Source organism: Empedobacter sp. UBA6305 (assembly GCF_002440405.1).
Taxonomy (GTDB): domain Bacteria; phylum Bacteroidota; class Bacteroidia; order Flavobacteriales; family Weeksellaceae; genus Empedobacter; species Empedobacter falsenii_B.
Genome location: NZ_DJTP01000047.1, coordinates 65,484 through 83,303, shown reverse-complemented (window position 1 = coordinate 83,303; position 17,820 = coordinate 65,484). Strand labels below are relative to the sequence as shown.

14 protein-coding genes are annotated in these 17,820 nt (G+C 32.8%); 7 read left to right on the top strand and 7 right to left on the bottom strand.

Annotated elements, in window-relative coordinates:
- The first annotated feature begins 15 nt into the window (after nucleotides 1-15).
- The 3 genes from pncA to B3M86_RS12405 all read left to right on the top strand — a co-directional run bounded on the left by pncA (nucleotide 16) and on the right by B3M86_RS12405 (nucleotide 4,378).
- Nucleotides 16-618, top strand: a complete 603-nt coding sequence (gene pncA, locus B3M86_RS12415; protein ID WP_221853970.1) for a bifunctional nicotinamidase/pyrazinamidase — start codon at nucleotides 16-18, stop codon at nucleotides 616-618.
- Nucleotides 619-757: 139 nt separating this feature from the next.
- Nucleotides 758-1,534 carry a GLPGLI family protein gene (locus B3M86_RS12410; protein WP_291075995.1) on the top strand — a complete coding sequence of 259 codons (777 nt, stop codon included), beginning with the start codon at nucleotides 758-760 and terminating at the stop codon, nucleotides 1,532-1,534.
- A 96-nt stretch (nucleotides 1,535-1,630) separates the two neighbouring features.
- Nucleotides 1,631-4,378, top strand: a complete 2,748-nt coding sequence (locus tag B3M86_RS12405; RefSeq protein WP_291053235.1) for a TonB-dependent receptor — start codon at nucleotides 1,631-1,633, stop codon at nucleotides 4,376-4,378.
- A 46-nt stretch (nucleotides 4,379-4,424) separates the two neighbouring features.
- Here B3M86_RS12405 and B3M86_RS12400 read toward each other — a convergent pair whose 3' ends face one another.
- Genes B3M86_RS12400 through dapF form a run of 3 tightly spaced genes read right to left on the bottom strand, consistent with a single transcriptional unit; the run spans nucleotide 4,425 to nucleotide 7,663 of the window.
- Nucleotides 4,425-5,825, bottom strand: coding sequence for an FAD-dependent oxidoreductase (locus B3M86_RS12400; RefSeq protein WP_038331084.1), 1,401 nt, complete (start codon nucleotides 5,823-5,825; stop codon nucleotides 4,425-4,427).
- A gap of 29 nt (nucleotides 5,826-5,854) precedes the next feature.
- A complete protein-coding gene (gene mltG / locus B3M86_RS12395) occupies nucleotides 5,855-6,877 on the bottom strand; it encodes an endolytic transglycosylase MltG (protein WP_038331083.1) in 1,023 nt (340 codons plus the stop codon).
- Nucleotides 6,878-6,886: 9 nt separating this feature from the next.
- Nucleotides 6,887-7,663: a diaminopimelate epimerase gene (dapF, locus tag B3M86_RS12390; RefSeq protein WP_038331176.1), complete on the bottom strand. Its 777-nt coding sequence runs from the start codon at nucleotides 7,661-7,663 to the stop codon at nucleotides 6,887-6,889.
- A 163-nt stretch (nucleotides 7,664-7,826) separates the two neighbouring features.
- Here dapF and B3M86_RS12385 point away from each other — a divergent pair, with 163 nt between their 5' ends.
- The 3 genes from B3M86_RS12385 to B3M86_RS12375 all read left to right on the top strand — a co-directional run bounded on the left by B3M86_RS12385 (nucleotide 7,827) and on the right by B3M86_RS12375 (nucleotide 10,455).
- Nucleotides 7,827-9,341, top strand: a complete 1,515-nt coding sequence (locus tag B3M86_RS12385) for a Do family serine endopeptidase (RefSeq protein WP_125349428.1) — start codon at nucleotides 7,827-7,829, stop codon at nucleotides 9,339-9,341.
- Between the two features lie 144 nt (nucleotides 9,342-9,485).
- Nucleotides 9,486-9,905, top strand: a complete 420-nt coding sequence (locus B3M86_RS12380) for a hypothetical protein (protein WP_219033756.1) — start codon at nucleotides 9,486-9,488, stop codon at nucleotides 9,903-9,905.
- 67 nt (nucleotides 9,906-9,972) lie between these two features.
- Nucleotides 9,973-10,455: a hypothetical protein gene (locus B3M86_RS12375; RefSeq protein ID WP_286495068.1), complete on the top strand. Its 483-nt coding sequence runs from the start codon at nucleotides 9,973-9,975 to the stop codon at nucleotides 10,453-10,455.
- Here the strand turns inward: B3M86_RS12375 and B3M86_RS12370 are convergent.
- A complete protein-coding gene (locus tag B3M86_RS12370; protein WP_291047749.1) occupies nucleotides 10,427-10,942 on the bottom strand; it encodes a hypothetical protein in 516 nt (171 codons plus the stop codon). The two genes, B3M86_RS12375 and B3M86_RS12370, sit on opposite strands and share 29 nt — an antisense overlap.
- Nucleotides 10,943-11,041: 99 nt before the next feature.
- Between B3M86_RS12370 and B3M86_RS12365 the strand changes: the two genes are divergently transcribed.
- Nucleotides 11,042-11,617 (top strand): DUF3575 domain-containing protein, encoded by a 576-nt coding sequence (locus tag B3M86_RS12365; RefSeq protein WP_291047747.1) that lies wholly within the window; start codon nucleotides 11,042-11,044, stop codon nucleotides 11,615-11,617.
- 38 nt (nucleotides 11,618-11,655) lie between these two features.
- Here B3M86_RS12365 and B3M86_RS12360 read toward each other — a convergent pair whose 3' ends face one another.
- The 3 genes from B3M86_RS12360 to rpoC all read right to left on the bottom strand — a co-directional run bounded on the left by B3M86_RS12360 (nucleotide 11,656) and on the right by rpoC (nucleotide 17,781).
- Entirely contained in the window at nucleotides 11,656-12,975 is a 1,320-nt protein-coding gene (locus tag B3M86_RS12360) for a dihydrolipoamide acetyltransferase family protein (RefSeq protein ID WP_291059149.1), read from the bottom strand.
- A 235-nt stretch (nucleotides 12,976-13,210) separates the two neighbouring features.
- Nucleotides 13,211-13,504, bottom strand: a complete 294-nt coding sequence (locus B3M86_RS12355; RefSeq protein ID WP_038331074.1) for a DUF3467 domain-containing protein — start codon at nucleotides 13,502-13,504, stop codon at nucleotides 13,211-13,213.
- Nucleotides 13,504-17,781 carry a DNA-directed RNA polymerase subunit beta' gene (gene rpoC / locus B3M86_RS12350; RefSeq protein ID WP_291075993.1) on the bottom strand — a complete coding sequence of 1,426 codons (4,278 nt, stop codon included), beginning with the start codon at nucleotides 17,779-17,781 and terminating at the stop codon, nucleotides 13,504-13,506. The genes B3M86_RS12355 and rpoC overlap by 1 nt, the downstream gene beginning before the upstream one ends.
- Nucleotides 17,782-17,820: the final 39 nt, after the last annotated feature.

Here is a 17,820-nt window from a genome sequence, read left to right as displayed (position 1 = left end):
AAGAAATAAAATACTATGAAAGCTTTAATCATCGTAGATATGCAATACGATTTTTTACCAGGAGGTTCGTTAGCTGTGAATGATGGAGATAAAATTATCGAACGCATAAATAAATTGCAAGAAAAGTATGATGTTGTTGTGGCAACGCAAGATTGGCATCCAGCAAATCACAAAAGTTTTGCTTCGCAACACACAGATAAACAACCTTTTGATGTAATCGAATTAGGTGGAAATCGTCAAGTTTTGTGGCCAGATCATTGTGTACAAGGCACTAAAGGAGCAGAAATACACAAAGATATCAAGCAAAATAAAATAAGTGCAATCATCCGAAAAGGTATGAATCCAGAAGTTGATTCGTATAGTGCTTTTTTTGATGTGAATAAAAAGAATCCAACAGGGCTAAATGGATTTTTGAAAGATCATAATGTAACGAGTGTATACATTTGCGGTTTAGCAGCTGATTATTGTGTGTATTATACAGCAAAAGATGCTTTAGAATTGGGATATACAACATATATTTTAGAAGGAACAACAAAGGCTATTAACCAAGAACTTTTTGATGAATTGAAAGAAGATTTTATCAAAAAAGGAGGAAATGTCTCGACGTATTTATTATAAAAAAATAATAAATTGCTAGATAAAAATGTCATTTGAAAATCCTTAACTTTTTGAATGACATTTTATTTTTAGAATAATTTAAGCAAATATCTGTAACATTAGTCAACAAAAGCAGACTAATTAGACAAATACAACAATTATGAGAAAAGCAATCTTAACATTTGCCTTAGGAATTATCACAACAACAATTTCTATCGCGCAAGACAATAAAACACAAAATATAGACGCAACTTATGTTTGCGAAATAAAAGTTGATTACGAACAAACTATGAAGGAGATTCCTTCTCAATATAAATCTCAGTTTGGACCAATGTTAAAAGCTGAAATTGATGCAGGAATTTTCATGACATATTTTTATAAATATAATGGTAAACAATCAACCTTTACTTTAGAACAAAAAGTAAATAATGGACAAGGTGGTTTAGGATTTATTGCGCAACAAATAACAGCAATGGATAACAAACCAACTTACAAGGATTTTACTGCAACACCAAATATGTACTATAAAGAAGTTGATTTTGGTGTAAAACAGATATTAATCAAAGATCAAATTCCAGATTTTAAATGGAAAATTTCTCGTGAAAAAATAGATATCGCAGGTTATCAAGTTACAAAAGCAGAAGGTGTAATGTTAGACTCTATTCCTGTTACAGCATGGTTTGCCCCTTCTATCCCTGTAAAAGATGGTCCTTATTCATTTGCTGGATTACCAGGATTTATCATCAAAGCGAATTTTAAAGTAAAAGGAACTGAAATGATTTATACCTTAAAAGATTTAAAAATTTCGGATAAAGAATTAAAAGTAACATTACCAACAAAAGGTGAAGTAATGAACGAAAAACAATATATACAATTTATTCAAGATTTTCAGAAAAAAATGCAAGAACAAATGAATAGCGGTGTAGACACCCAATAATTCATCAAACAAAATATAAAACGCATCTGTTTTTAACACATAAACAGATGTGTTTTACAAAAAACTCTATTTTGAGTCATCAACTAAAAAATACATATGAAGAAATTACTCTATCTAATTTTATTTACTTCTGCTGCTCAAATCTCATTTGGACAAGAATGTAAATTAAAAGGATCTGTTGCAAATGATGCTGGAATTCCTGTTACAGATGCTTCTGTCTCTATTTTTGATAGTAAAAACGAAGGAAAAGGTTTTGTTTTTACAAGTAATATGGGTGAATTTGAATTCAAATTACCTTGTGGACAAAAATATGATATCGAAATTGAGCAATCTGGTTACGAAACATATGTTGAAAATGTTGATTTGACTGAAAATGTCAACAAAAAAATAAAGCTTAAACAAGGAAAAGAAATTTCTTTAAAAGAAACAATTGTAAAAGCTCAACAAGCGATCAAAGTAAAAGGTGATACAATTGAGTTTGATGCAGATTCTTTCAAAGTTGGAAATGAGGAAACATTAGAAGATATCCTTAAAAAATTACCTGGAATTGAAGTTCAAAATGGAAAGGTAATGTACAAAGGTAAACCTATGTCGCAAGTAACAGTTGGTGGACGTGAAGTTTTGGGTGGTAACGAAAAATTATTGAACAAAAATTTACCTTCGGATGCAGTTTCTAAAATTCAATTAAATACTAAGTTCAAATCAAATCCGTTTGCTTCTTCCTTACAAGAAGATGACGAACAATTCTCGTTAAACATCGAACTAAAAGATGATATGAAACGTCTTGCATTTGGTAATGTGACGTTAGGTGGAGATGCGGATAAACATACAGATGCACAAGCAAAGATTTTCTATTTCTCAGAAAAAACGGACGGTACTTTAATCAATGATTTTAATACATTCGGGAAACAAGTTTTTGATCAAGATGATTATATGAGCTTCTTTGGTGGATATTCTGAATTTAATTCTGAAGGAAGTATTTATTCATTAAGAGGAAATTCGAACAATCTAAACTTAATGACAAAAAATGATGCGCCGAGTATGAATACCTATAATGGTGCTGTGCATTTTGGTGTTGAACCAAATAAGAAATTAAAAATCTCTGGTTTTGGTTTACTTAATACCAATAATATTCGTTACAATTCTAAATCTGAGCGTTATTACAACAACATCGAAACGCCTTATACAACTGTCGATCAAGAACAAAATAAGAGCAATATTTTGATGGGAATGTCGCGTTTGCGTTTAGATTATAATCCGAATGATAAAGGACAAATTAAATATCGCTTAAACTTTAATTATTTAGATAGCGAAAACGAGCAATTGGTTGATAGCTATTATAATGATCAAAAAAATAGCTTTAGAAATGTAAATTCTGAACAGAAGAATTATTCTTTATCACAAACTTTATCTTACATCCGTAAAGTTGGGCGCGATGATAATGTTGGTTTATATTTCCGTCATCAATATCAAAAAGATACGCCAGATTACAATGTTTTATCAACAGCAAATCCGTTCTCATCTTTTAATTTGTTCAAGAATTTATCTCAAGTAAATAATCAATATAATATCAATCAAGATCAAAACTTTGTTTTGAATACTGTTCAATTATATGGAATCTATAATCATTTGTTGACAAATACATCTAACCTTAAAGTAAAAGTTGGAACAAATTTTAGTACACAAGATTTTGAGAATAAAATCTATGATTTTCAGAAATTAATGAATAATAATTTATTAATCAGTAATACAGATCTAGATTACAACGAGTCTTTTGCTGATGTAACGTTGACAAAAAAATTAGGAAACTTTCAAGTAGATGCAGGAGCAGGAATTTCATTTTTTAATGAAAAATCTAAATACCAAGATGGTGAAAAATTAAATCGTTCGGAAACAAAATTTTTACCTCATTTGAATTTGCAATACAAGTTTAACAATGCAACAAGTGTTCGCGCTAGTTATACACAAAACTATAGCTATCCGTACACAAAAGATTTTAATGATTCTTACACAATTCAAAGTTATCAATCGATTTTCTATGGAAATAGAAACTTAAGACAAGCTTTGACACATACAGCAAGTCTTAATTTTAGTCATTTTAACTCATTCACATTTTTTAATATTTTTGCGAATTTGAGTTATACATTACAAGAAAAAAGTATACAAACACAATCTGTTTTAAACCGTGATTTTATCATCTCAGGAAACGATACAATTGTAAATAACTATCAATTCAATACCTTAATTAATTCTGGTAATAATCAAGAAACTTATTCAGGATATTTCATGATTGGGAAACGTTTTGCTAAATGGTACAATGCACGATTAACAGGTAATATTTCTACTTCTAATTATTATACCATTACACGAAATATTGAATACAAAAATGGTGTTGTAACAAATGATAAATTAAACAATGTTAACAACAAGAGTTTTAATCAAACTTATAATTTAGAGAACTCATTTACATTCAAAAAGAAATTTGAATTGAAGGCTGGGGTTAATTTAAACCTAAGTAAATATCAATCATTATCTGAACAGAAATTTACGAACTGGCGTCCATATGGAGAAGCTGCTTGGTCCGCTACAAGTAAATTATTAGTTCAGACCGATTTCTCTTATCGTTTACAATACCGCGATGGAGTAGAAATAAACACAGCAAAAGAATGGAATGCTTCTGCACGATATAATATTGCGAAGAAAACTTATTTAACTCTTACAGGTGGAAACTTATTAGGAAATAACGTAATTGTTTCGAATGGATTTAATGATAACTACATATCGACTACAACTAAAAATGTTTTGGGAAGGTATTTTATCGTGAGTTTACGATATAAGTTCTAAAATAAATGAATTAAATAGTAAAAGCCCTTCAATTGAAGGGCTTTTACTATTTAATCACTTGTGGATAATCAAACAAATTATTCGGATCATATTTCTTTTTCAACTTTTGCAAACGAAGTAAATTATTTCCGAAATAAGCATTATTTGCATCAGGAAAATTGATATCTGGATAATTTCGGTATTGTTTTACATTTCCAAGATTTCTTAACAATTGTTGCACTTCTTCAAATGATTTTGTCAACTTTTTTTCTTGCGAAGGTAAATCCCAATATGCTTGTAATTCGCTTAAATAATTAATATCACGATGCGGATAAGCAGAATCTGAAACTTTGACTTCATTTATTTTTCCTCCCAAAGTATTGATCTGATAAATCATTCCTTTAGAAGCAACAACTTTTGCAAAAATATCTTCCAAACCTTTTTCTATATCTTCAATTCCTGTGTACAAACCAGCTGAAGAATTTTTGAAATAAATTGGTTCTGTTACACCATAATAATTTTTGAGCGCAGTGGCCAGATTTCTATTTTTCATCGGTTTGTAATCATTCGCTAGTGGAATTAAACTCGAAAATGTTTTCTCAAAATCAGTTTGATTTGTTGCAAAATTGGTAAATAAAATCGTTAAAAATTTTCCATTCAACACAAAAGCAGAAAAAGCTTCGTTCGGTAACTTTTCCGTTGTTTGAAACCAAAGCCGAATTAATTTGACAAATTTATCAGAAGTTAAATTATTAAACTTCATGCGATATCCACTGAAAGATTGTGGTGCTGGATAAGTTTTGAAATGTAATTCCGTCACAACTCCAAAATTTCCATTTCCGCCTCCTTTACACGCCCAAAGTAAATCTGGATCTTTATCAGAGTCTATTGTATTTCCTTTGTAATCGATCATTTTTACACGAAGCAGATTATCACAGGTCAAACCATATTTTCGACTAAAAAAACCATAACCACCGCCCAAAGTCAAACCTCCAATAGCGACAGTTCCACACGAACCAGCTGGAATAATTCTTTTCTTAGGTAAAAAATTCGCATAAATTTCCTGCAACAAACAAGCTGGTTGTAATTTCACTTTATTTTCTTGCAACCACGTAATTTTGTTCATCAATCCAAGATGAATCAACAATCCGTTATCAACATTCGAAAAACCTTCAAAACTATGTCCTCCACTTCGAATGGCAATTTTTAGTTTCTTTTCGTTTGCTAATGCAATTGCTTTTTTTATTCCAGTTTCAGATTTACAAACTGCTATAATTTTCGGAAACTTCTCAATTCTTTTGTTGAATGATTTTCGGTATTGATCATATTTTGCATCATCTTTTGTCAAGATTATTAAATCATCATCCAAAAAATCATCAAACGAATAAAAAGACATAAAAAAAATTCCTAAACTACCTGTACCAAGCAGTTTTAGGAATTCTCTTTTTGTATAATTTGGTTGTAACATAGCTAAAATTGGTTTAGCTAAAGATACAACTATTTGATATTATTCTCTTTTAACCAATTTCTATAATTCTCAGCATTTTTCAAATGTTCCTGATAATCATTGGTATAAATGTGGTAACCTGGTTTTTTAGGATCTGCAACAAAGAAAATAAAATCGTGATTTGCTGGTGATAAAACCGCATCAATTGCTCCTAAATTTGGTAAACAAATTGGTGCTGGTGGCAAACCTTTGTTACGATATGTGTTGTACGCATTCGAAGACCACGTCCATTTTTTGTACACACGTTGTACTTTTTGATCCCAACCATTTTCCATTTTGTACGCATAAATAGATGTTGGATCGGCTTCTAAACGCATATCTTTCGCCAAACGATTCATATATGCACGTGCAACTTTTTGTTGTTCATCCATATTATCAGATGATTCCAACTGTACAATAGACGCCAAAGTTGTCACTTGCAAAGGTGTCATGTTGAGCGCTTTTGCTTTTGCCAAACGATCTGCATTCCACACTTTGTCGTGCTGCGCCACCATTTTGTCCACAAACTTTTCTGGTGTTAATCCCCAATACACGAAATACGTTTCTGGAATAAAATATTGTTTAACTGTTTCGTCGTTTAACGTTGTATCGTTTTTTTCTTTCACAAAATCGCGAATAGCTGTCAAAACTTCGATAGAGTCCATATCAATTTGTTTGGAAACTGAACCCGCCAAATGATAAATTGTTGGCTCATTTTTGATACGAAGCTTCACTTCTTCTTGCTCTCCCCCTTGCAAACGATCAATAATATCGCGGTTAGAATCTGAGCTTGATATTTTATATTTTCCAGATTTTATCGTTGCTGGATAATCTGCATCTTCTGCATATTGTTTGAACAATTTTACATCCTTCAAAAATGGTTTTAAAGAATCTAAAACTTGTTCAAATTTAGCTCCACGAGAAATATAGATATAACCATCTTTGGTTGCATTCCCTTTGAAACCGTCTATAAATGTACATCCTACAAATGCGAATGAACAGATTAATATTAATACTAAATTTAATTTTTTCATTGGATTGAATTAAATTTCAATTTCACCTTCAAAAACTTTTACTGCTGGTCCATTTAACCAAACATTGACAAAGTTATGATTATTTTCTTCAAAATTTACAGATAAATCTCCACCCATTGCTTTTACTTTGATATCTTTTTTGTCTACCAAATTTTTGACATAAGCAGAAATCGCAGCTGCCGTAATTCCTGTTCCACAAGCCAAGGTTTCGTCCTCTACTCCACGCTCATACGTACGAATTGCAAGACTATTATCTGGCATAACTTCAACAAAATTTACGTTAGAACCTTTCTCAAAATAAGGCGCACCATTACGAATTGCTTTTCCTTTTTTGTAGACATTAATATCTTTCAAATTCTCCACAAATTCTACGTGATGCGGGGAACCTGTGTTCATAAATAAATATTTGTCGTGATCTTCTACTTCATTTACATCAATCATCTGTAAACGAATAACTTCTTGATCTACGATACCATGATGCAAACCATCAATCGCATTAAATGTCATTTTGTCATTGGCAACATCCAAATCATTTGCAAATCGAATAATACAACGTCCTCCGTTTCCGCACATTGTACTTTCGTTTCCATCCGAATTGAAATACACCATTCTGAAGTCTGAATTTTCATCATTTTGTAACAAAATCAAACCATCAGCTCCTATACCAAAATTACGATCACATAGCCTATTAATCAATTCTGTAGAGATTGGAAACGTTTTTTCTCGATCATCAATCATGACAAAGTCATTCCCAGCTCCTTGATATTTATAAAATTTTAATTTCAACTTCTTTAATTTTAAACAAAGTAAAGACATTTTTGTCACTCTTAACTAATGTTATAAAAGATTTATAATATAGTGTTAACATGCGTTAAACGGTTTGAAATGTTAAAATTTTGGTCTTAAATTTGATTTAATCTAAAAACATTAAAAACTTATATAATTAAAGATGAAAAAATATACAGGATACTTATTAGTTGGATTAGTGAGCTCTATGACAACTATGGGAGGTTTTTATTTGATGAACGAAAATGGAAGTAATCCATTTATTACAAATGCAAGTAATCAGAAAAATGGAGACTTTGAATTTGTAGATTATAAAGGAAATTACAATTACGATGCGCCAAACTTTGTGCAAGCATCTAATAAAGCTGTACATACAGTTGTGAGTATCAAAAATTATTCGAATCAAAGACAGCAACAACAACAGCAATTCTTTGATCCTTTTGATTTCTTTTTCGGGCAACCAGAACAACAACAAAGAGGAAGACAACAGCAACCAGATCAAGATCAACCATCTGGAATGGGTTCTGGTGTAATTATTTCACAAGATGGTTACATTGTTACAAATAATCACGTGATACAAGGTGCTTCTAAAATTGAAGTGACTTTGAATAATCAAAAAAGTTATATTGCTGAATTAGTTGGAACTGATCCAAGTACAGATATTGCCTTATTGAAAATTAGTGAAAAAGGTTTACCATTCACAAAATTTGTCGATTCTGATGCGATTAATGTTGGAGATTGGGTGTTAGCAGTTGGGAATCCATTTGGTTTGACTTCTACTGTTACAGCAGGTATTGTTTCGGCAAAAGGTCGTAGCATTAATATTTTAGGTAAAAATTCTGAATCACCAATCGAATCGTTTATTCAAACCGATGCAGCGATTAATCCAGGAAACTCTGGTGGTGCTTTGGTAAATGCAAACGGAGATTTAATTGGTATTAATACAGCTATTTCTTCACCAACAGGAGCTTATTCTGGTTACGGATTTGCTGTCCCTGCAAACTTGGTGAAAAAAGTTGTGGAGGATATCAAATCGTACGGAATTGTACAACGTGGATATTTAGGTATCAAAGGTTTTGATTTATCGAATGAAGATGCTGTAAAACAATACAACAAGCAATTCAAGAAAAATATTAAAACCGATAATGGAGTAATGGTAACTGAATTGGTAGCGAAAGGGTCTGCAATTGATTCTGGAATCGAAGAAGGCGATATTATTACAGCTGTAGATGGAAAACCAATTACATCTTTCTCTTCGTTATCGTTCATCGTAGGAAGCAAACGTCCTGGTGACAATGTTGCGCTTACTGTAAGACGTGGAAACTCTGAGAAAACATACAACATTACATTGAAAGATGCTAAAGGAAGCACTAAAGTGAGAAGCAAATCTGACTTAACGCCAACTGAAGTTCTTGGAGCAGAATTTGAGCCATTAACAGAACGTCAAAAAGATAGTTTCGGAATTAATTATGGTGTGATGGTAAAACATCTAGATAATGCAGGAAAATTAGCGGCAGCAGGTGTTCAAGAAGAATTTATCATCTTATCAATCAATGATAAAAATGTAAGTTCACAAGACGATATCGAAAAAATCTTAAAAAATTATAAAGGTCGCGTGTCAATTAAATTTGCAGATTATTACGGACGAATCTATACAAAAGGATTCACGATGGATTAAAATTTTGAGTCGATTTTAAATTTTAATAAATCATTATAAATAGCTACAACAAGATAAGTTGTAGCTATTTATCTTTACATTAAAATTGTTTAACGAAAAACTATCCCATGTTTATTAAAAATAATTATTCTTTCACTCTTTCTTTTGTTTAGTTCTTTTTCTTATCCAAAAGAAGTTCTATGGGGACCAACCTTAAGCAACTCTAATCAATCTGGAAACTTTGGTAAAGCAGGTTTATTTTTTCTTTTCGGCTTAGGTGATAATATGGTTGATTTTAAATTATACGCAAATGCTAATATGGGATATATGCGAGATAATTTTCACGTAATTCCTGAAGTTGGCATTACAGGATATGTTGCCGCGAGCCAGTTGATGTATATTTTTCCATTTGTAGAAAGTGAATTTACACCTTATACAATTACTCCAAAAGCTGGTATTTCATTAGCTTCTTTTGTAGATTTTGGTTTTGGATATGGTTTTAAGATTAATGAAAAAGATAGTTTTAAACCTATCAAAGGTTTTCAATTTTCAATTGGAGTAAATATACCTTTCAATTTGAAATAAAAAATCATTAATGATGATGAAAATTTATTTTTTGGGAGAAAGCTAAATAATTCATTAATTTTATCACATGAAAAAGTTCATCGCAATCTTTGTTTTTATCATTAGTTTTCAAGCGAAAGCACAACAAAATTTATCCGATTATTTTACAATTAATCTTGGTTATGAATATTGGAACGGAAATTACGGAAAAGTTGGAACAGATTTGTTCTTAGTACAAGATAATAACAATATTTTGACGTTTAGCGCCAATGCTAATTTGGGTTATATGAAAGACAAATTTCGTGTAATTCCAGAAGTTGGAGCTGGATATATGTTCAATTTTCGCAACAATACTGGTGATCCATATAGCTCTAACTTTAACTCTGCTTTTTATGTTATCCGTACTGAAGTTTCTCCGTGGACAATTACTCCAAAAGCTGGTATCGCAGTTTTGAGCATTGTAGAGTTAAATGCTGGCTATTCTTTCGAGTTTAGAGAAAATAAGGATTTTAAAGATATGAGCGGTTTCCGAGCTGGATTAACTATTCACTTGCCGACTCAGCTTTTTTAGCATTTCTAATACTTTTACGCAATTCTTTCAAACGAATATATAAATCTGAAGTCGACGCATTTTCTTCAATTGCATTAAAAATAAAGACACCTTTATCAATATAAAAGAAGATGATAGCTTCGTGATCTGCTACTTTAAAAGCATTTGTAATCCCATTTATTTTGTTCTCAACCCAAGATAATTTGCATGTTTTCAAATCAAAAATATGATCTTCATTACCCAAAATATCTTTGAAGATTAATTGTTCTCCTTGCGCATACAACACACCACTTCCTTGAAAAGATTTCATTTTAAGAAATCTACCTTGCGGACGCCCAATATTATAACGTACAACAGCCTTTAGATCTACCTGATCTGGTAAACTTTTCAGCGTATGTTGTTCATTTTTCTCTCTGACTTTCGCATCAGATACGGCAATAACAAAGAATATCGAAACAAAAATTCCGAAAATCAAAAATATTATTAGGATTGATATGATTGGTGCCATAATATATTAAATGTTAAGTAAAGTTATAAAAAAGCTTGAATTAATATCTAAATAAACCTTTTTTTTTACCTTAGCTTCGCAAACTGATAAAAATTACGAATGAATAAATTAATTTGGTTGTTATTTCCCGCCACAATCTTTGCTCAAAAAGGAGAAACACAAATAAAAGTTAATGCGTTAACAATGCCACTTGCAATGGTAAATCTTGGTGTTGAACATGCAATCACAGATAGAATAACTTTACAAGCTGACGGTTTTATCTCTCCTTGGAAATCATTTGCAGGTAATCATTTACAAATGTATATGGCTTTTGGTGAAGGTAGATATTACTTTGATAAATCTTTTAGTAAATTTTATATAGGTCCAAACATTGGAGTTGGTTTCTTTGATATTCAAAAATGGAATTATTGGAACACTGATAAATATCAACGTGGAGTAGCAATCTTAACAGGAGCTACAATAGGTTATCAAGTAAAAATTAACGAACATTGGGGATTAGATGTTTTTGTTGGTGGAGGACACTCTCAAGGAAATTACAAAGGATATTATAAAGAAGATTCTCCTAATTTGGGACGATATGATTCTGCGCAATCATTTAATAAAAGTGGGGAGTGGCTGCTTTACAAAGGCGGTGTAATGCTTACTTATAAATTTAAACGAAAAAAATCCAACTAAAATTAGTTGGATTTTTTATATCTAGTATTATTTTACTCTTACACAGGCGTATTCATATCGAAAGCCTCTAGATATTCGGCAACACGTTTTACAAACATACCTCCTAAAGCTCCATCCACAACACGGTGATCGTAAGCATGAGATAAGTACATTTTATGACGAATTGCAATCATATCTCCTTGCGGAGTTTCGATAACAGCAGGTTTTTTCACAATTGCACCAACAGCCAAAATAGCTACTTGAGGTTGAGGAATAATTGGCGTTCCTAATGTATTTCCGAAAGAACCAATATTTGTAATTGTATACGTTCCTCCCTGTATTTCTGCTGGTTTCAATTTATTATTACGCGCACGATTTGCTAAATCATTAACCTGAGAAGCTAACCCCGCTAAATTAAATTGATCTGCATTTTTGATAACAGGAACAATTAAATTTCCACTTGGTAAAGCAGCCGCCATTCCAATATTGATATTTTTCTTCTTAATAATTTTATCTCCATCAACCGAAGCATTAATCATTGGGAAATCTTGAATTGCTTTTGCTACAGCTTCGATAAAAATTGGCATGAAGGTAATTTTCTCACCATGTTTTTTCTGAAATTCATTTTTATTTTTATCTCTCCACAACACAATATTCGTCATATCAACTTCTACGAAAGACGTTACGTGAGGAGCAATTTGTTTTGCTTGTAGCATATTTTGCGCAATAATTTTACGCATTCTATCCATTTCGATAATTTCGTCTCCTTCACCAACAGAAATTGGCGCAGATTGCACTTGCGGTGCTTGAGGTTGAGCAACTGGTGCAGCAACAGAAGTCGTAACAACTGTTTTCGCTGGTTGATTTCCTCTATTTTTAACGAAATCCAAAATATCATCTTTCGTTACACGTCCGTCTTTTCCTGAACCTAAAATTTGATCTAACTCAGCCTGAGAAACACCTTCTTCTTTCGCAATAGATTTTACTAAAGGAGAATAAAATTTATCATCTGACGAAGTAATAAGCGTTTCAGTTTTGATTGTTGCAACTTCAGCTTCGATAGATTTTGCTGCATCAGCAATTTCCTGATCGCTATTTGTATCTACTTCTTCTACCGAATCAGCTTGTTCTACAACTCTATCAACAGACAAAATTGCGATAGGCTCACCTACTTTTGCAATTTTGTCTACTGGAACTAAGATTTCTTTTAAAACTCCTGCAACTGGCGAAGGAACATCAGAATCTACTTTATCTGTTGCGATTTCTACAACCGATTCATCTTCACTAATCGAATCGCCAATATTTTTGATCCAATTTGTTACAGTAGCTTCCATTACACCTTCTCCCATAGAAGGTAGAATTAATTTATAGTCAGACATTCTTGTGTTATTTGCTAAATACAAATCTAAACATTTTTTCGATTCAAAAAAATACTGTTAAAAAGATTAATGCTTTTTATTTTTAAATTATTCGCATTAATATCATAAATAATTATCAATTTAATAATTGATCTAACTTTTATAAGATTATTTTTAATGATTTGATAGTTTTGATTACATAAAAAAATCCCCCAATCTAAGATTGAGGGACTTTTTGAAATATTAAGAATGATTCTTAAGCTTCGTAAGTTGCAGTACCGTTGTTTACTTGAGGTTCTTTGATTTCACCAAAGCTTTTCTCAAAGTTAGTTACGTTTTCTGCTAACGATTGAGATAATTGTTTTGCTTGTAATGGAGACAAAATAATTCTTGATTTTACTGATGGTCTAGCACCTGGTAAAAATTGAACGAAATCTACAACGAACTCAGATGGTGAGTGGTTGATGATTGCTCCTGTAGCATAAACACCTTGAGCTACTAATTCGTTTAACTCAATGTTTAATCCTTCGTTTTGTTGATTTTCTGACATTATAATTCTTGTTTTGCGTTTATTAATTCCTCGTATTCACGGTTAGATCCTACGATGATGTTTTGATACTCTTTTAATCCAGTTCCGGCAGGAATTAAGTGTCCAACAATAACGTTTTCTTTTAATCCTACTAAACCGTCTACTTTACCAGCTACAGCTGCTTCGTTAAGAACTTTTGTAGTTTCCTGGAACGATGCCGCAGACATGAAAGATTTAGTTTGTAAAGATGCTCTTGTAATACCTTGTAAAACGGCTTCTGCTGTTGCAGGTAAAGCCTCACGAGCTGTCACTAAGTTTTTGTCTTCACGTTTTAATTTAGAGTTTTCGTCACGTAATTCGCGAACTGTGATGATTTGTCCTGGACTTAATGTGTCAGAATCACCAGCATCTTCTACGACTTTCATTCCAAATAAACGATCGTTTTCTTGCATGAAATCGTCTTTGTGCTCTAAACTATCTTCTAAGAATCTTGAATCTCCTGAGTCTACAATACGAACTTTACGTAACATTTGACGTACGATAATTTCGAAGTGTTTGTCATCAATTTTTACCCCTTGTAAACGGTATACATCTTGAATCTCGTTTACTAAGTATTCTTGAACCGCTGTTGGCCCTAAGATTCTTAAAATATCTTCTGGTGTAATTGCTCCATCTGATAAAGGCTCACCTGCACGTACGAAGTCATTTTCTTGAACTAAGATCTGTGCTGATAATTTAACTAAGTAACGACGGATTTCACCATTTTTAGATTCAACGATGATTTCACGGTTACCACGTTTTATTTTACCAAAAGAAACAACTCCATCCATTTCACAAACAACTGCTGGATTAGATGGATTACGAGCCTCTAACAACTCTGTAATACGAGGTAAACCTCCTGTAATATCGCCAGATTTAGCTGACTTACGAGGAATCTTAACTAAGATTTTACCTGCATTAATTTTTTCACCATCATTTACCATTAAGTGTGCACCTACTGGTAAGTTGTATGTTTTTTCTTCACCATCAATTGTGATAACTCTTAACGCTGGAACTAATTTTTTATTACGTGATTCAGAAATAACTTTTTCTTGGAATCCTGTTTGCTCATCGATTTCAATTTGGAAAGTTACTCCTTGCTCTAATTGTTCGTACTCGATTTTACCAGTAGATTCCGCAATGATAACCCCGTTATAAGGGTCCCAACTTGCAATCTCTTGACCTTTTTGAACTTTAGCTCCGTTTTTAACAGATAAGATAGTACCATAAGCGATGTTAGTTTGTTGACGAACGTTTCCTAAATCGTCAATCACTTTCATCTCTGTAGAACGAGAAACAACTGTATCTACTTTGTTACCTGCATCATCTGTCGATTCAACAGTACGTAAGTCATCAAACTCAACTGTACCGTCAACTTTAGCATTAACTGTATTTTGCTCAGAAACGTTACCTGCAGTACCCCCAACGTGGAAAGTACGTAATGTTAACTGTGTACCAGGCTCACCAATAGATTGTGCAGCAACTACACCAACTGATTCACCTTTCTGAACACCTTTACCTGTAGCTAAGTTACGTCCGTAACATTTAGCACAAATTCCAGTTTTCGCTTCACAAGTTAATGGAGAACGAACTTCTACATTTTCGATACCTGCAGCTTCTAAAGCTTCACCAATATCTTCTGTGATAATGTTACCAGCAGCAATGATTAACTCACCATTATCTGGATTGTAAATATCATTTAATGAAGTACGACCTAATACACGAGAAGATAAACTTTCGATAATTTCTTCTTTTTTCTTAAGAGCAGATACTTCTAAACCTCTTAATGTACCACAATCTTCGTGCATTACGATAACGTCTTGTGCAACGTCAACTAAACGACGAGTCAAGTATCCAGCATCGGCAGTTTTTAAGGCAGTATCGGCAAGACCTTTACGCGCACCGTGCGAAGAAATAAAGTACTCTAAGATAGACAGACCTTCACGGAAGTTAGAGATAATTGGGTTTTCGATGATATCCCCACCAGTAGAACCAGCTTTTTGAGGTTTAGCCATCAATCCACGCATACCTGATAACTGACGAATTTGCTCTTTAGATCCACGCGCTCCAGAATCAAGCATCATGAATACAGAGTTAAATCCTTGTTGATCTTCTGTCATACGTTTCATTACAATTTCTGTTAATGTTGCGTTTGTTGTTGTCCAAACATCAATAACTTGGTTGTAACGTTCGTTATTTGTAATAAGACCCATGTTATAGTTCATCTTAATGTTCTCAACTTGGTTGATCGCACCTGAGATAAGGTCTTTCTTTTGTTCTGGGATTAAGATATCTCCTAATGAGAATGATAAACCACCCTCGAAGGCATTACGGTATCCTAATTGTTTCATATCATCTAAGAAAGCAGCCGTTGTAGGGAAATCTGTAATCTTGATGATTTTATTAATAATTGTACGTAACGATTTTTTCGTTAATACTTCATTAATATAACCTACTTGTTTCGGAACGATTTGGTTGAATAACACACGTCCTACTGAAGTTTCAATTAATTGATTTTCTACTAACTCTTCCCCTACACGAATTGTTCCTTTTACACGAATTGGCGCGTTTAAGTCAACAGCTCCTTCGTTGTATGCAATTTGCACTTCTTCATCTGAATAGAAAGTTAATCCTTCACCTTTTACTGTAAATTGGTGGTCTGTACGACGAATTTTCGTCATGTAATAAAGACCTAAAACCATATCCTGAGAAGGTACAGTAATTGGAGAACCATTAGCAGGATTCAAAATATTTTGAGAAGCCAACATTAATAATTGTGCTTCTAAAACAGCTTCTGGTCCTAATGGTAAGTGAACAGCCATCTGGTCACCATCGAAATCGGCATTGAAGGCAGTACACACTAATGGGTGTAAACGAATTGCTTTACCTTCGATTAATTTCGGTTGGAATGCTTGGATACCTAAACGGTGTAACGTAGGGGCACGGTTTAATAAAACTGGATGACCTTTGATTACATTTTCTAAAATATCCCAAACAACTGGCTCTTTTCTATCGATAATTTTCTTAGCCGATTTAACTGTTTTTACAATTCCACGCTCGATTAATTTACGAACTACGAATGGTTTGTATAATTCAGCTGCCATATCTTTTGGTAAACCACATTCGTGTAATTTAAGTGTTGGTCCAACAACAATTACAGAACGAGCAGAATAATCTACACGTTTACCTAATAAGTTTTGACGGAAACGACCTTGTTTACCTTTTAATGAATCAGATAATGATTTTAACGGACGGTTACCATCAGCTTTTACAGCAGATGCTTTACGCGTGTTATCAAATAATGAATCAACCGCTTCTTGTAACATACGTTTTTCATTACGTAAGATTACTTCTGGCGCTTTGATTTCCATTAATCGTTTCAAACGATTGTTACGGATAATTACACGACGATATAAATCATTTAAATCTGATGTTGCAAAACGACCACCATCTAATGGAACTAACGGACGTAATTCTGGTGGAATAACCGGAATAACGCGCATTACCATCCATTCTGGACGGTTTACGTGGTGCATATTTGACTCACGTAACGACTCAACAACTTGTAAACGTTTTAACGCTTCTGTACGACGTTGTTTAGAAGTTTCGTTGTGTGCTTTGTGTCTTAATTCGTAAGATAACTCATCTAAATTGATACGAGATAATAGGTCTTCTAATGCTTCAGCACCCATTTTCGCAACGAATTTATTAGGATCTGTATCTTCTAGATATTGATTCTCGATTGGAAGAGTTTCTAAGATATCTAAATACTCTTCTTCTGATAAGAAATCTAATCTATTTAATTCTTCACCTTCTGGTCCTTTTGCGATACCTGGTTGAATCACTACATATCTTTCATAGTAAATTACCATGTCTAATTTCTTAGATGGTAATCCTAAGATGTAACCAATTTTGTTTGGTAATGAACGGAAATACCAAATATGTGCAATTGGCACAACAAGATTGATGTGTCCAATACGCTCACGACGAACTTTCTTTTCAGTAACTTCAACCCCACAGCGGTCACAAACGATACCTTTATAACGGATTCTTTTATATTTTCCGCAGGCACATTCGTAATCTTTTACAGGTCCAAAGATACGCTCACAGAATAACCCGTCACGCTCTGGTTTGTGCGTTCTATAGTTAATCGTTTCAGGTTTTAAAACTTCACCTTTAGATTCTTGAAGAATCGATTCTGGAGAAGCTAACCCGATACGGATTTTTGAGAATTGACTTGTTTTATTTTTTGTTGACATATAGAAATGTATCTAACAATTATATTATTATAACGAAAA

What these genes read in the sequence shown, in the direction of transcription:
- B3M86_RS12355 (WP_038331074.1), bottom strand. Translation starts at nt 13,504, where the DNA reads ATGTCAGAAAATCAACAAAACGAAGGATTAAACATTGAGTTAAACGAA.
- B3M86_RS12360 (WP_291059149.1), bottom strand. Translation starts at nt 12,975, where the DNA reads ATGTCTGACTATAAATTAATTCTACCTTCTATGGGAGAAGGTGTAATG.
- B3M86_RS12385 (WP_125349428.1), top strand. Translation starts at nt 7,827, where the DNA reads ATGAAAAAATATACAGGATACTTATTAGTTGGATTAGTGAGCTCTATG.
- B3M86_RS12375 (WP_286495068.1), top strand. Translation starts at nt 9,973, where the DNA reads ATGAAAAAGTTCATCGCAATCTTTGTTTTTATCATTAGTTTTCAAGCG.
- B3M86_RS12370 (WP_291047749.1), bottom strand. Translation starts at nt 10,942, where the DNA reads ATGGCACCAATCATATCAATCCTAATAATATTTTTGATTTTCGGAATT.
- B3M86_RS12400 (WP_038331084.1), bottom strand. Translation starts at nt 5,825, where the DNA reads ATGTTACAACCAAATTATACAAAAAGAGAATTCCTAAAACTGCTTGGT.
- B3M86_RS12410 (WP_291075995.1), top strand. Translation starts at nt 758, where the DNA reads ATGAGAAAAGCAATCTTAACATTTGCCTTAGGAATTATCACAACAACA.
- rpoC (WP_291075993.1), bottom strand. Translation starts at nt 17,781, where the DNA reads ATGTCAACAAAAAATAAAACAAGTCAATTCTCAAAAATCCGTATCGGG.
- B3M86_RS12405 (WP_291053235.1), top strand. Translation starts at nt 1,631, where the DNA reads ATGAAGAAATTACTCTATCTAATTTTATTTACTTCTGCTGCTCAAATC.
- B3M86_RS12365 (WP_291047747.1), top strand. Translation starts at nt 11,042, where the DNA reads ATGAATAAATTAATTTGGTTGTTATTTCCCGCCACAATCTTTGCTCAA.
- mltG (WP_038331083.1), bottom strand. Translation starts at nt 6,877, where the DNA reads ATGAAAAAATTAAATTTAGTATTAATATTAATCTGTTCATTCGCATTT.
- pncA (WP_221853970.1), top strand. Translation starts at nt 16, where the DNA reads ATGAAAGCTTTAATCATCGTAGATATGCAATACGATTTTTTACCAGGA.